This is a genomic window from Paenibacillus sp. FSL F4-0125, assembly GCF_038008565.1.
GTDB lineage: Bacteria > Bacillota > Bacilli > Paenibacillales > Paenibacillaceae > Paenibacillus_AQ.
In genome coordinates, this window is sequence record NZ_JBBOZJ010000001.1 from 231,886 (window position 1) to 245,207 (window position 13,322).

The following is a 13,322-nucleotide window of genomic DNA, read 5'->3' on the forward strand; positions in this document are numbered from 1 at the left end:
CTTTTTTCGTTTAACTGCAATGTCTACTCCACCAAAACACCATTAATGAACGTCATAGTTTTATCTTTGAATTCAAGAATAAACTTGTTTGGGAAATCCAGATCGGTTTGAATCTCCGTCCCCAACATAACTTTTTTCCCTACATCATCAAAGGGATTGTGAATCAAGCCCCTAGGGGTATACCTAGTTTCGGAACCAATCACATTATTATTTTCATCGCGGATAAATTTAGTTTTTCCTGAGAACACCAAGTCTTTACCATTTTGCAAAGTTAGATGAACCTCCAGATGAGTCTTTGTCTTCTGATAATCGATGGTCACATCTTTAGAGGATACAGGGAAACCAATTACAAAAAGTCCAATAAGAGCAGCAGCCAGTAGGATTACCGTTAAAATGGAAAAGGCGAGCGTCTTTATATTTTTTGATTTGACCTTTTTAAAATAATTAAGTTTGTTAACTTCTTCTTTATCAACAATAGGCACAATTAGATCTGCTGTTGCGGTCATTTCGTTATAGGACTGAAGGCAGCTTTCACAGGTTTGCAGATGTTTTTCAATCTCTTCGTTGCTATGTACAGAGGTTAGCTTTTCAATATAGGAGGGCAATAAATCCTGAATGATCTCGCATTTCATGAAGATCTTCCTTTCATCAATTTTTGTTTTCCGCGGTAAAAGATAACTCTTGCCCAAGTCTCATCCCTTCCGAGAATTTCACCAATTTCCCGAAAGCTGAATTCTCCGGTCAAACGCAGATACAATACTTCCTTGGTATTGGGATCAAGTAAATGAAGCTGTTTAAATAACTCCATTTTATCTTGAGCTAAAATGAATTGAGTTTCTGTTGAATTTTCGTTTGAAAAAGCAGGGTCTTCTAATTCTTGAGTCTTCCTTTTGTTCTGCTTGTCCAGCTCCTGATACCACACATGCTTAGCAATCTGACAAAGCCATACGTATACTTTGCAGGTTCCATCATATTTGTGTATGGACTTTATAGCTCTATAAAAGGTTTCTTGGGTGATTTCTTCTGCCAGTAAATGATTATGACAAAAACTGAAAACGAATTTATATACTTGGGTTGAATATTCCCTGTATAATTCCCCGTTGTCCTGCATCTGTTCACCTCCTCAAGTTATATATCCGTAAAATGCTATAAACGTTACAGCCTTATATAAACTTTTGAAATTAAAATCTTTGGAAGAAACATCATCATAAAGGATTTTGCAGGCAATGTCAGGATTTAAGTTGATAAAAAACAGAAAAAACGGACATCATTGATGTCCGTTTTTTCTGTTTGTTTCTTCTATTTTCCACTTGGCAACAATTTATTCAATAAGATCGCAGCCAATGAAGCCGCTAGGATAGGTGAGCCCAGCAAATATTGCACGAATGAAGGTAAGGAATGCAAGTAATCGCTAGGAATGAGTACCAAAGCTAACGTTATAATCATCGGTATTGCGATAATGTACATTTCTTTTTCGCCAATCGTTACGTTCTTCATCACCTGCACACCGTTAATCGCGATAATCCCGCAGACGATAGCGAAGACGCCGCCGATTACAGCGGATGGAATCGAAGAGATCAGAGCAGCTAATTTACCAGAACAACCGAAGAGGACAAACCATCCTCCTACAGCAAGAAAGACCCGGCGGGAGGCAACACCCGTGATGGAGATAATGCCTGCATTGGTTGAATAGCCTGTAACAGGTGTTGATCCGAGAGCAGAAGCAATAAGACAGCCAATTCCTTCACCGATAACACCTTTGTTAATATGCTCGTCTGTTAAAGGTTTATTGATTACGTTGCTGACAGCAAACCAGGTACCAGTTGTTTCAGCAAGCAACACGAGATAAATAATGACCATGGTGATAATAGCAGAAAAGTTGAAAGAAAATCCGAAATCCACAAAAGCGATCCGCGGCATGCTAAACCAGTTCGCTTGGCTAATCGCTGAGAAGTCTAACACACCCATCATATTAGCAGCAACACATCCAACTACTAACGCCATCATGACGGAAATAATTCGGAAGATCGATCCTTTATTGCGGAACATAGAACCTAGAATTACAAATAAAAGGAGTGTACCCGCTGAAATAAGGGCTAATAATACATTCTGGTTGATGGAAGCGCCTGAGGCTCCATAGATATTGTCTCTTATAGCAACTGGTAGTAAAGAAAGACCAACTATGAATATGATCGTACCACCTACAATAGGTGGGATAAAGTTTTTAACGATTTTATTAAAGATCCCGACATAGCCCAGAATAATAACCAGGATCGCACCGATTAAACTGGCACCTAACACGGAACTCCAACCTAACTCTCCGCCGCCACTAGCTGCATAAATACTGACGATCGCACCAAGTGGAACATAAGAAGGCCCTTGAGCGATCGGAAGCTTCATACAAAAATAAGTCTGCACAATCGTTGCAAGTCCAGCAGCAATAAAGGTGGATTGAATCAACGCGCTTGACTGATTGGGTTGTAAGCCGATTAACATTGCAACTAGGAAAGGAACCACATAAACGTCCATTGCCAATACATGTTGGAAGCCTAGGATGATGGATTTACTGAATGAAACCTTTTCATCGGGTAGAACGGTTAATAGTTGTGACTTTAATGGTGCTTGATCTTGCACGTTTGCTTGTGTTTCCACTCAGATGCCCACCTTATATTTTCTAGTTTTATCGATCCTTAACGTGAATGAACCTTGTTACCCTGTACCCAGACTTCACGGATATTCTCAGGTCGAGCTAGATACATCATTTTTTGAAACACGTCGTGTAAATCTTCATTCCCATCAAAGATAGGCAATCTAGCCGATGGTATTTTCGTATCGATAATTTGAACATCCCATGTATAGCCTTCTAGTATCCGACCGATAGGTAAGCTTAAACTTTTACCACCGCCAGCGGTAGCAAGATAGAAAGATTCATCAATCTTAATCCGAGATCCTAGTAAACCACGCTCTTGTGCAGGAAGAGAAGGATTAACGCCATCCTCTAGCATTCGTGAAGACATTACAGCTTGTCTTATGTTATCGAAGAGACTAGGTGAAAAACCTCCGGAAATATCAGACCCTAAACCAATCTCCACACCCTTGGAATGAAAGTGAGCGATAGGAATGACACTATTGGCAAAATAAGCGTTTGATATTGGACAATGTGCAATAGCTGTTCCTGTCTCCGCAAATAAATCTACATCGTCTTCATCTAAAAAATTGCAATGTGCCATGACAGATTTATCACGGAGCAGACCGTAATCATGCAAGGCAAAAGCATCATTCTTCTGGAATCGTTCTTGTACATAACCGTGCGCCCAATCACTTTCACTACAATGCGATTGAATATGAGTATCGTATTTTGCGGCTAAGTCCCCTAAACCTTGCAAAGCCTCATTTGTGCAGCTTGGGATGAACCTAGGTGTCACTACTGGATAAACGCCTTGCTTAGTAGATTTGGCTAGTTCTTTTACCGCTAGAATAAATTCTTCTGTATCTTTAAGTGCGGTGTCGGTGTCAGTGTCGCGATAGTTTTCTGGATTTCCTTGAGGATCGTCCATTACCACTTTTCCAACGAGTCCCCGCTGTCCTTTATCCGCACAGATTTGGGCTAATAATAAGCTGGCTTCTTTATGCACCGTTGCAAAATAAAGGGCTGTAGTGGTACCGTTCGCGAGTAGAGTATCAACCACGTCATCGTAGATCTTTTTTGCAAAATCCAGGTCTGAAAATTTAGACTCCAATGGGAAGGTGTACGTATTTAACCAATCATAGAGTGGAATGTCTAACGCAGTACCGGATTGAGCCCACTGCGGGGCATGAACATGCAAGTCGATAAAGCCAGGTAAAAAATACTGACCTTCAGCTAATCGATGGAAGTTATCTTGATCTTGATAAGTATCTAGTAAAAGTTGATAGTCGGGTTCCTCTGGTGAAACGATCTTTTCTATCATCCCATCTGTATTAATGCAGTAGAGGTGGTCTTTTAAGATTTGAATTTCCTTCGGTGATTTGCTTGAAAATGAAGTGCCTAGGAATATTTGCATATATTCTGTCATGATTTCCGCCTTAATGTTCGTCTTTTGGTGTTCGTTTGTTATTATAATCCGTAAAAAATGATAAGTCTATACCTAAAGTCGAACAAAGACGAGCATTGAATACTGAATTATGTTCTAATTAGATCGAAACATATGAATTCACGTTATCTTTGCGTAAAATGTATGCGGTTACTTACTTATGCTATAATACTTATAGATTAATAAGGTTAAGCGCTTGAGAAAAATGGGTTAGGGAGTGTTACTGAAATGAGAAGATATAACTTTTGGCGTCCGATCATGCTAATTATTGTCGCCCTGCTTACTAGAAGCTTGGTTACTAACGTATGTATTTTGTTTGGTCTTCAGACTGATGTAGCGAGTAGTATAGGTACGCTGGGCATGGTTATCGCCGGTTTAGTGATGTATAATCGCATGAACATCCGCCGCCGAAAATAACGAACAGATGCCAACAATCCGATCCATCCGGTTGATTAATAAGTCATGAGTGCAATCGTATAAACTGCTTAGTTATTATGTTATAGTAAAGAGTGAAATAAACATGTATCAACCTTAAAAGGAGTACTTCATGACACAGTTTGTCTACAAGCAAATTATTGATGATCTAAAAATGAAAATCTTTGCTGGGCAGTTTCCTGATATGAAATTACCGGATGAACGGAGTCTCAGTGAGACTTATCAAGTGAGTCGGAGTTCCATTAAAAGTGCTCTGACTAAAATGGCGAATGCCGGCATTATTTTTAAAAAACGTGGTTCAGGAACCTTTATTAACCCGTTATACATAAAAAATGAATCTATTTTTAATTACGAAGGCTCTAATTTAGGGGTCACCGACAATTTTCATATGCATGGCAAGAAACCTAAAATCAAAGTGCTGAAATTCGAGGTCATCCCACCAACAGAAGAGTTACAGCGGGATTTGTTTTTAGGGCCTCATGACTTTGTTTACAAAATCGTTCGACTTCGTCTCTTTGAAGATGAGCCCTTTATGATTGAAACAGGATATATCCCCATAAAAATCGTACAAAATTTGAATCAGACGATTATTGAAGGATCTATTTTTAATTATTTGGAGGACTCGCGCAATTTAGCGGTTACCAAATCCTTTTTATCCATATCTGCAGAGCCGTCGGATTCCAATGATCAAGAACTGCTGAATTTAGAGAAGAATGAGCCTGTTAGCATTATGGAGGGGATTTTCTTCTTGGATAATGGCACGCCTTTTGAATTTTCGCATATGCGATTCCACTACAAATTCTTAAAATTTAATACCTTTGTATCGGTTGACTAAAAGTAAGACTGGGGAATTTTTCTCGGTCTTATTTTTTTTGTTTTGAACAAAATAGAGTTAAGTCTTTAAGCAGGAGCTCTTCGAAAACCATTCCTATATTTTTACAAATATTAAAATATACAAGCTTTTTTACAGTGAATTTACTCCGTTTTTCATACTATGTTCATATTTTCACATAATTGGACCGTATCATTTGTTTAAAAGGTTGAATTAATTTTGCGCGGCGGTATGATGTACTTGTGGAAGTAATACGGTACTGAAAAAACATAAAAAATTTTGGGGAGTGGAAGAAATGGTATTATCCATGGATGTTGATTACTCATCAAAAACTTATTTAGAAAAGCTGGATGCCTATTGGCGTGCGACGAACTACATATCCGTAGGTCAACTGTACTTAAAAGATAATCCGTTGTTAAAGGAACCGTTGAAGGATGCTGATGTAAAAATTAAGCCTATCGGACACTGGGGAACCATTCCTGGCCAAAATTTTATTTATACCCATTTGAATCGGGTCATTACTAAATATGACTTGAACATGTTCTATATTGAGGGGCCTGGTCATGGTGGTCAGGTTATGGTTTCAAATTCTTATCTGGATGGTAGTTACACGGAAATTTATCCGGAAATCACGCAAGATATTCCAGGGATGAAAAAATTGTTCAAACAATTCTCATTCCCAGGGGGCATTGCTTCTCATGCCGCCCCAGAAACACCTGGTTCTATCCATGAAGGCGGCGAGTTGGGTTATTCTCTTTCTCACGGTGTCGGTGCCATATTGGATAATCCGGATCTGATTTCGGCTGTTGTGATTGGTGATGGCGAGGCTGAAACTGGACCACTAGCTGCTTCATGGTTCTCCAACAGATTCATCAACCCGGTTACTGATGGTGCGGTTCTGCCGATCTTACACTTGAATGGTTTCAAAATCAGTAATCCAACGATCCTATCCCGTCAATCAAAAGAAGAAATTACCGCATACTTTAAAGGGATGGGCTGGGAACCGTTCTTTGTTGAAGGTGAAAATCCTGATCTTATGCATCCAGAAATGGCAAAGGTGCTGGATACTATCGTAGAAAGAATTGAAGCGATTCAAAAGAATGCACGTGAGAACAATGATCTTACTCGTCCGGTTTGGCCAATGCTGGTCTTCCGCTCTCCTAAGGGATGGACAGGTCCAAAGCAATGGGACGGTGTACCAAATGAAAATTCATTCCGCGCCCATCAGGTGCCAATTCCAGTGGACCAAAAAAATATGAAACACGCACCAGCGTTACTGGAGTGGTTAAATAGCTATAGACCGGAAGAATTATTTGACGACAATGGCCGTTTGAAAGCTGAAATTGCTGAGATTCTGCCTACAGGCGACCGACGTATGGGAATGAATCCTGTTACCAACGCCGGTAACCTCATTAAAGATTTGAAATTGCCGGATTATCGTAACTTTGCACTTGATAATGCTGTGCCAGGCCAAGTTATTGCACAGGATATGGCTGTGCTGGGTAAATACATGAAAGATGTAATCTCCCTTAATGAAGAGAACCGTAACTTTAGAATTTTCGGACCGGATGAAACGATGTCCAACCGTCTGGGACCTGTCTTTGAAGTAACTAAACGACAATGGCTGGATCAAATTAAAGAACCAAATGATGAGTTCCTCTCATCTTATGGACGTGTAATTGATTCTCAATTGTCTGAACATCAAGCAGAAGGCTTACTTGAAGGATATGTTTTGACTGGACGTCACGGTTTCTTTGCAAGTTATGAAGCTTTCTTGCGTGTGGTTGATTCTATGATTACTCAGCATTTTAAATGGCTGCGTAAAGCAACAGATCAAAGCTGGCGTGCAGATATCCCATCCTTAAATGTGGTGGCAACTTCAACTGTATTCCAACAAGACCACAATGGTTATACTCACCAAGATCCAGGTCTGTTAGGTCACTTGGCTGATAAGAAGCCTGAATTTATCCGGGAGTATTTACCTGCCGATGCGAACTCCTTGCTGGCTGTCTTTGATACCGTCTTAAATGACCGTCAAAAAATCAACCTGATCGTTTCATCCAAACATCCGCGCCCGCAATGGTTTAGTGCAGATGAAGCACAGGAGCTGGTTGAAAAAGGCTTGAAGATCATTGACTGGGCAAGCACCGATCAAGGTGGAGAGCCGGATGTTGTTATTGCTTCTGCTGGTACAGAACCAACTATTGAAAGCTTAGCGGCAATCTCCATCCTGCATGAGAAACTGCCAGCACTTAAGATTAGATATATCAATGTGGTGGACTTATTGAGACTGAGAAGTCAAAAATTAGATCCTCGTGGTTTATCTGACGAAGAGTTTGATCAATTTTTCACAAAGGACAAACCGGTTATTTTCGCCTTCCACGGGTATGAAGGTCTGATTAAAGACTTGTTCTTTGATCGTCATAACCATAATCTGCACGTACACGGGTACCGTGAGAATGGTGATATCACAACACCTTTCGATATGCGTGTCTTGAATCAAATGGACCGTTTTGATCTAGCGAAGGAAGTTGTGCTGAGCTTGCCTGATGGGGATAAGCATAAAGCCATCGCAGATGAAATGGACGCTATCGTGAAGAAACATCACCAGTTCATTCGTGAAGAAGGTATTGATCTGCCAGAAGTAGAGAACTGGGTATGGAAGCCATTGAAATAAGCATAGCCAGTACCGTAGGAAGTAATGAAAAAGACACCCTTAGGGGTGTCTTTTTTGTGTTGTCCAAGTAACTATATAAAACAATTATAGTCATTCTTTCATCTTTACCACTGTAAATATATGTGAGTAAATAGGATGGATAATGAAAGGGGAGAAATGTATGCCACATATTGATAAACTTCCCAAGTCTATAGAAATGCAGCTTACGGGACAACCGTTATTTCACTTTGTATCTGATTTAATGAAAGATGGACAATTCGGTGAGCAGTGGCTTGTATTGACTGAGAAGGAGCTTTCCGTTTGGGGGACGGATGGGAAATTGGTGTCGAAGCTTTTTGTTTCGAGCATAACCGATTCCCGAGTTGTAGGCGGGGTAGGCGGCGGTTCGTTGCTTGTCGATACTAAAGAGGGTCCAATGATTCTTATACGTTATACCGCATCACTTACTTCTATATTTGGATTTGCGTCTAAATTAATTGCTGCTGTAGCTAAAGGTGAGGAGCGGCCAACGGCTTCTGAAAAAGAATTTCCAAGACATTGTCCAAAGTGCCGCAATCCGCTTCCGGACGATTCTCAAGCTTGTCCGGTATGTAAAAGTAATGGCAAGGTTCTGTTTCGGATGCTAAGTTACGCTAAGCCGTATAAAATCCAAATGATCGCAGCAGCGATTATGTTGATTTTCACTACATTGGTAGAGCTTGTTCCACCTTTTTTGACGAAGATGATTGTTGATAACGTGTTAACAAAAAAGGACATGGGCTCAACGCTTCTATGGATAGTCATCGGGCTTGCTGCCACATCTCTGGTGGTTACGCTAATGCAGACTGTACGTGGACTTATCGGGGTATGGATTGGTTCCAAAATTATGGGTGATCTGCGTCATGATGTGTATCATTCCTTGATGAAATTGTCGTTATCTTTCTTCGATCGAAGACAGTCTTCGCAATTCATTGGACGGGTGAATAATGACTCTGAGGCGATGCGGCAATTCATGACAGATGGCGTGATATGGGTCTCTGGTGAATCCTTGAGGGTAATCGCAATCTTCGCGATTATGTTTAGTATGGATTGGAAGCTAACACTGCTAGCCATGCTGCCTATGCCGCTCATGGTCGTACTATCGACTGTATTATGGCCAATGATTGGTAGACGTTGGTATCAGCAGTGGAGATCTATTTTCAGACTAAATGCTTTGGTAGGCGATTCTTTGCAGGGCATTCGTGTAGTTAAAGCATTTGGTCAGGAAACTACAGAAATGTCACGTTATACTGTCGCTAATAAGGAATTGGTGCGGCACAACATCCGGATTGAAGGCTTGTGGCAGGGAATGTTTCCTGCCTTTGCATTAGTTGCTGGTGTAGGTACGCTGTTAATTTGGTATTATGGCGGCAGAACGGTGCTTGATGGGCAATTATCCATTGGTACACTAATCGCCTTGGTTACTTACCTGGGGATGCTTCTCGGACCTTTGCAGTGGGTAAGTCAAATGATCAATTGGGCCAGTCATGCGATTTCGGCAGCCGATCGGGTATTCGAAATTATGGATACACCATCCGATGTGCCTGATACTACGAACCCAGCGGATATTGGTCGTGTCAGTGGTGAGGTAGAGTTTAAACAGGTCACTTATGGATACGAAAAGCATCATCCTGTGCTCAAGAACGTGGATTTAAAAGTGGGTGCAGGAGAAATGATCGGTCTGGTTGGGCATTCAGGTGCTGGGAAGTCGACCTTCATCAACATGATTTGCCGATTCTATGACACAGACGAGGGGACTATCACCATCGACGGGGTGGATATCCGAAATATTAGCCAGTCGGACCTTCGGAGTCAGATCGGTGTAGTGCTGCAGGAGACATTCCTCTTCGACGGCACGATTGCTGAGAATATCGCTTATTCTAAACCGGACGCCACAGAGCTAGAAATTATGCGTGCTGCTAAAATTGCCAATGCACATGACTTCATCGTTCAGCTACCTGATGGCTATGACACAAGGGTAGGAGAACGTGGGCATAAGTTATCCGGAGGGGAGAAGCAGCGAGTGTCTATTGCCCGAGCAATAATTCACGATCCGCGGATTCTAATTCTGGACGAAGCAACGGCTTCAGTGGATACAGTGACTGAGCGGCAAATTCAAGAAGCGATTTCGCGTCTGGTCAAAGGCAGAACGACATTCGCCATTGCTCATCGCTTGTCCACTTTAAGAAATGCCAATCGGCTCGTCGTGCTGGAACGCGGCAAGATTATTGAAGTGGGTACGCATGAAGAATTGCTAGCAGTAGAAGGGGCTTACTTCAAACTGGTCGAAGCACAGAAAGAAATGTCCCAGATCAAGGGGGTAGAAGTGCATGAGTGATCCAATCAGCGTCAGTGGTCAATCGAATGCTAAAGATAAAGATCCCTATGAAATTAATATTTTCGAACCTAGTGCGATCTCCTTTAGTCGTAGTCAAGGCGGGGTATTTCAAGGCGTAGTGGAAGGTAAGGTTTATGAAGAACTAATTCTTTTTCGTATCTTTCCTTTTCAATACAACACCCAGTATATTTCTGTACGTAACTCTAAGAGTGAGGAGATCGGTGTCATTCGTGACATTGATCAGCTGGATGAGGAAAGTCGCGGGGAAGTGGACAAAGAATTACAACTGCGATACTTTTTACCGGTTGTGACCCGAATTGATTCCATCAAACAGAAGGCAGATATGTGGATTTGGGAGCTGCAGACGAATCTGGGTCAGACCCGTATCGTTATGCGTAACCTGCATGAGCATATGCAATACCCAAGCCTTCATCGAATCATTCTGACTGACGTTAACGGAAAAAGATGCGAAATTCGTGATTATTCTTCTTTGGATGCTCAGAGTCGGAATAAGCTGAAAGACGTTTTATAGTGGAAGAAGGAAAGTGCTCGGTAGTTTATACTACTGAGCACTTTTTTGATCGGTGTAAACATCCGCGGTTATCCCTCCTTTTGTGGTGAGGAAACGCATTGGATTGAAGTAAATTTGTCACTAAACTTCCAGTATATGTGGTAATATATTACAACTAGATGATTACTATATGGGAGGTATGTGAGTGAAGCATAAATGGATGAACTCGCCGTACACCTTTGCTTTAGGGATGTTTGCGATGATGGTTCCCAGTCAGGCTTTTAGTTCTTTTTACAGTTATTTTTATGTGGAGAAATTGGGCTTGGGCATTGGACTTGCTACACTGGCCAGAACAATCTTTCTGATCTGGGATGCGGTGAATAATCCGCTGTTTGGATACTGGTCAGACCGCACAAATACCCGCTATGGTCGGCGTAGACCCTGGGTGTTCGGCTCGATTCCGCTATTTATGCTGGCGTTTGTGCTGGTGTTCTCTCCACCCGGCGGATTATCCGAGAATGGACTCTTCACTTGGTTTCTAGTGACGCTTATTTTCTATGAGGCTGTCGCTACGGTCTTGTGGGTGAACTATGGCGCACTGCTTCCGGAGCTCTTCCGTGGAGATCGTATTCGGGCAAAAGCCTCAGCGATTCAGCAAGGGTATCAAGTGGTTGCTCTGTTAATCGGTACGGCTCTAACGCCAATCCTTTTTGCAGCAATTAACTTCTCTAATATGGCTATTGTGTATGCCTGTGTCTTCGGTGTGTTTATGTTCTTATGTATGATGAATGTCCAAGAGAAGAAAGAGACTACTAAGACCGAACCTTTGAAGCTCATTCCTGCTTTTCGGGAGACGATACGGAATAAGAAGTTCTGGGTGTTTAATATTTCGAACTCTTTTGCCCAAACGGTTAATGGACTTGTAAGCTCGATGATTCCCTTTTATGCAAAATATGTTCTACATATTTCAGAAGCACAGGTGTCGATTATGCTCGCGGCTGTCTTTGTTTCAGTCATTCCATTAGTGTTCGTGTGGTATTGGATTATTCGTAAGATGGATGGGGTCAAGGCATGGCGGCTATCGCTTATCCTATATGCTTTATCTGTCATTCCGCTATGGTTCGGGTATGATCTCGTGAGTGGTGTGGCCGCTGGCATTGTTGTCGGTTTCGGACTAGCAGGATTTTTAGTAACCCCGGCAATCGTAGGTGGCAAAATTATTGATGAGGATGCGGAGAAAACAGGTCTGAGAAGAGAGGGTATCTATACCGCGGTAAGTGGATTCATCACTCGCTCGAGCGGATTAATCTCGGCGTTGGCCTTTTTTATTGTAGGGATGATCTTTGGTTATAGGGGTGGCGATGATCCAGGGTCTGATCCAGAAGCAACGTTTCGGTATTTAATAAGCGTGGTGCCGTTATGTCTGCTAGCGATATCTGTTGTCATATCTTTTACAATTAAATTTACATTTACGGGGCAAATGAGAGGTGATGCTGACTATGAGCAGAAGATTAATCATCAATTGTGATGATTTTGGGCAAAGCCCTGCCATGAATCAGGCAATTATGCATCTATTAGAAGAGCAGAAGGTATCCTCAACGACGATTATGGCAGTAGCTCCTGGATTCGAGGAGGCTGCTGCATGGTGTAGCCGTAGGCAACAACAAAATGTGGGCCTTCATTTGACGTTGACTAGTGAGTTCGAGGCTTTGCGCTGGAGTAGCCTGACGGGGGATTCTTCTCTGCACGACGAGAGTGGACATCAGTATAAGACGGTAAAAGAGTTCGAGCAGGGGGCGCAGACAAAAGCTGTGCTTAAGGAGATTGTTGCGCAGTACGAGCGAGTGAAGCAAGCAGGAATAGTGATTAGTCATGTAGACAATCATATGGGTAGCTTATATGGCATGGAAACGGGACGCAGTTTGCTACCGCAGACGCTGTGGAGAATTTCGCGCTGGGGGCTGCCGTCAAGATTCTTCCGATACATCCATGCAGAAGATCCTCTTCTGGGATCGCTGAAAAATATTGAACGTCCTGTTGCACTTGGATCCGGGCTGGCCGATACACTTGGAGTCCCGATTCCTGATTACTTGTTGTCGCATCCTTTTGGTGTGGAAGAGGGTGAGACGTACGATAGCTTCAAGCAATCCATTATCGCCAAGATGTATTCGCTACCTGATGGTGTTAGTGAAACCTATATTCATCCCGGAATAGACGATCCGTGGATGCTTGCAAATATACCACATTGGGAGAAGCGAGTCTGGGAATACCATCTACCTTTTGATGATGATTTTACCTATGCGATTCGTGATGCTAATGTTGAATTGACGGACTATCGCTATGTACAGGAGCATTTAAAGCGCCCACGGGTAAGATCTGCGGGAAGGCTTTTGAAGAAACTGATAAGTTCATGAGGATAAATAAAAAGACACCTTGAG

11 protein-coding genes are annotated in these 13,322 nt (G+C 42.1%); 7 read left to right on the forward strand and 4 right to left on the reverse strand.

Annotated features, from left to right (window positions below):
• Positions 1 to 23: 23 nt before the first annotated feature.
• From NST74_RS01120 to guaD, 4 genes are all read right to left on the reverse strand, one after another.
• Positions 24 to 632: a zf-HC2 domain-containing protein gene (locus NST74_RS01120; protein WP_042123366.1), complete on the reverse strand. Its 609-nt coding sequence runs from the start codon at positions 630 to 632 to the stop codon at positions 24 to 26.
• The gene (locus NST74_RS01125; RefSeq protein ID WP_341110034.1) at positions 629 to 1,111 is read right to left on the reverse strand and encodes an RNA polymerase sigma factor; all 483 of its coding nucleotides are present in this window, start codon (positions 1,109 to 1,111) and stop codon (positions 629 to 631) included. Before NST74_RS01125 ends, NST74_RS01120 begins: the two co-directional genes overlap by 4 nt.
• A 188-nt stretch (positions 1,112 to 1,299) precedes the next feature.
• On the reverse strand, positions 1,300 to 2,652 hold the full coding sequence (locus tag NST74_RS01130; RefSeq protein ID WP_042123370.1) for a uracil-xanthine permease family protein: 1,353 nt from the start codon (positions 2,650 to 2,652) through the stop codon (positions 1,300 to 1,302).
• A gap of 38 nt (positions 2,653 to 2,690) precedes the next feature.
• Positions 2,691 to 4,055, reverse strand: coding sequence for a guanine deaminase (guaD, locus tag NST74_RS01135; RefSeq protein WP_341110036.1), 1,365 nt, complete (start codon positions 4,053 to 4,055; stop codon positions 2,691 to 2,693).
• Positions 4,056 to 4,301: 246 nt separating this feature from the next.
• Here guaD and NST74_RS01140 point away from each other — a divergent pair, with 246 nt between their 5' ends.
• From NST74_RS01140 to NST74_RS01170, 7 genes are all read left to right on the forward strand, one after another.
• Positions 4,302 to 4,490, forward strand: coding sequence for a hypothetical protein (locus NST74_RS01140; protein ID WP_042123373.1), 189 nt, complete (start codon positions 4,302 to 4,304; stop codon positions 4,488 to 4,490).
• Positions 4,491 to 4,620: 130 nt separating this feature from the next.
• Positions 4,621 to 5,343 carry a GntR family transcriptional regulator gene (locus NST74_RS01145; protein ID WP_042123374.1) on the forward strand — a complete coding sequence of 241 codons (723 nt, stop codon included), beginning with the start codon at positions 4,621 to 4,623 and terminating at the stop codon, positions 5,341 to 5,343.
• Positions 5,344 to 5,635: 292 nt separating this feature from the next.
• Entirely contained in the window at positions 5,636 to 8,017 is a 2,382-nt protein-coding gene (locus NST74_RS01150) for a phosphoketolase family protein (protein WP_341110037.1), read from the forward strand.
• Between the two features lie 160 nt (positions 8,018 to 8,177).
• On the forward strand, positions 8,178 to 10,373 hold the full coding sequence (locus NST74_RS01155; RefSeq protein WP_341110038.1) for an ABC transporter ATP-binding protein: 2,196 nt from the start codon (positions 8,178 to 8,180) through the stop codon (positions 10,371 to 10,373).
• Positions 10,366 to 10,905 (forward strand): DUF1854 domain-containing protein, encoded by a 540-nt coding sequence (locus NST74_RS01160; RefSeq protein WP_341110040.1) that lies wholly within the window; start codon positions 10,366 to 10,368, stop codon positions 10,903 to 10,905. Before NST74_RS01155 ends, NST74_RS01160 begins: the two co-directional genes overlap by 8 nt.
• A 184-nt stretch (positions 10,906 to 11,089) precedes the next feature.
• A complete protein-coding gene (locus NST74_RS01165) occupies positions 11,090 to 12,412 on the forward strand; it encodes an MFS transporter (protein WP_341110041.1) in 1,323 nt (440 codons plus the stop codon).
• Positions 12,384 to 13,298, forward strand: coding sequence for a polysaccharide deacetylase family protein (locus NST74_RS01170; RefSeq protein WP_341110042.1), 915 nt, complete (start codon positions 12,384 to 12,386; stop codon positions 13,296 to 13,298). Before NST74_RS01165 ends, NST74_RS01170 begins: the two co-directional genes overlap by 29 nt.
• Positions 13,299 to 13,322 lie beyond the last annotated feature (24 nt).

Excerpts from the sequence above, each read along its gene's own strand:
- NST74_RS01120 (WP_042123366.1), bottom strand. The coding sequence starts at position 632 with ATGAAATGCGAGATCATTCAGGATTTATTGCCCTCCTATATTGAAAAG.
- NST74_RS01160 (WP_341110040.1), top strand. The coding sequence starts at position 10,366 with ATGAGTGATCCAATCAGCGTCAGTGGTCAATCGAATGCTAAAGATAAA.
- NST74_RS01170 (WP_341110042.1), top strand. The coding sequence starts at position 12,384 with ATGAGCAGAAGATTAATCATCAATTGTGATGATTTTGGGCAAAGCCCT.
- NST74_RS01140 (WP_042123373.1), top strand. The coding sequence starts at position 4,302 with ATGAGAAGATATAACTTTTGGCGTCCGATCATGCTAATTATTGTCGCC.
- NST74_RS01155 (WP_341110038.1), top strand. The coding sequence starts at position 8,178 with ATGCCACATATTGATAAACTTCCCAAGTCTATAGAAATGCAGCTTACG.
- guaD (WP_341110036.1), bottom strand. The coding sequence starts at position 4,055 with ATGACAGAATATATGCAAATATTCCTAGGCACTTCATTTTCAAGCAAA.
- NST74_RS01145 (WP_042123374.1), top strand. The coding sequence starts at position 4,621 with ATGACACAGTTTGTCTACAAGCAAATTATTGATGATCTAAAAATGAAA.
- NST74_RS01150 (WP_341110037.1), top strand. The coding sequence starts at position 5,636 with ATGGTATTATCCATGGATGTTGATTACTCATCAAAAACTTATTTAGAA.
- NST74_RS01125 (WP_341110034.1), bottom strand. The coding sequence starts at position 1,111 with ATGCAGGACAACGGGGAATTATACAGGGAATATTCAACCCAAGTATAT.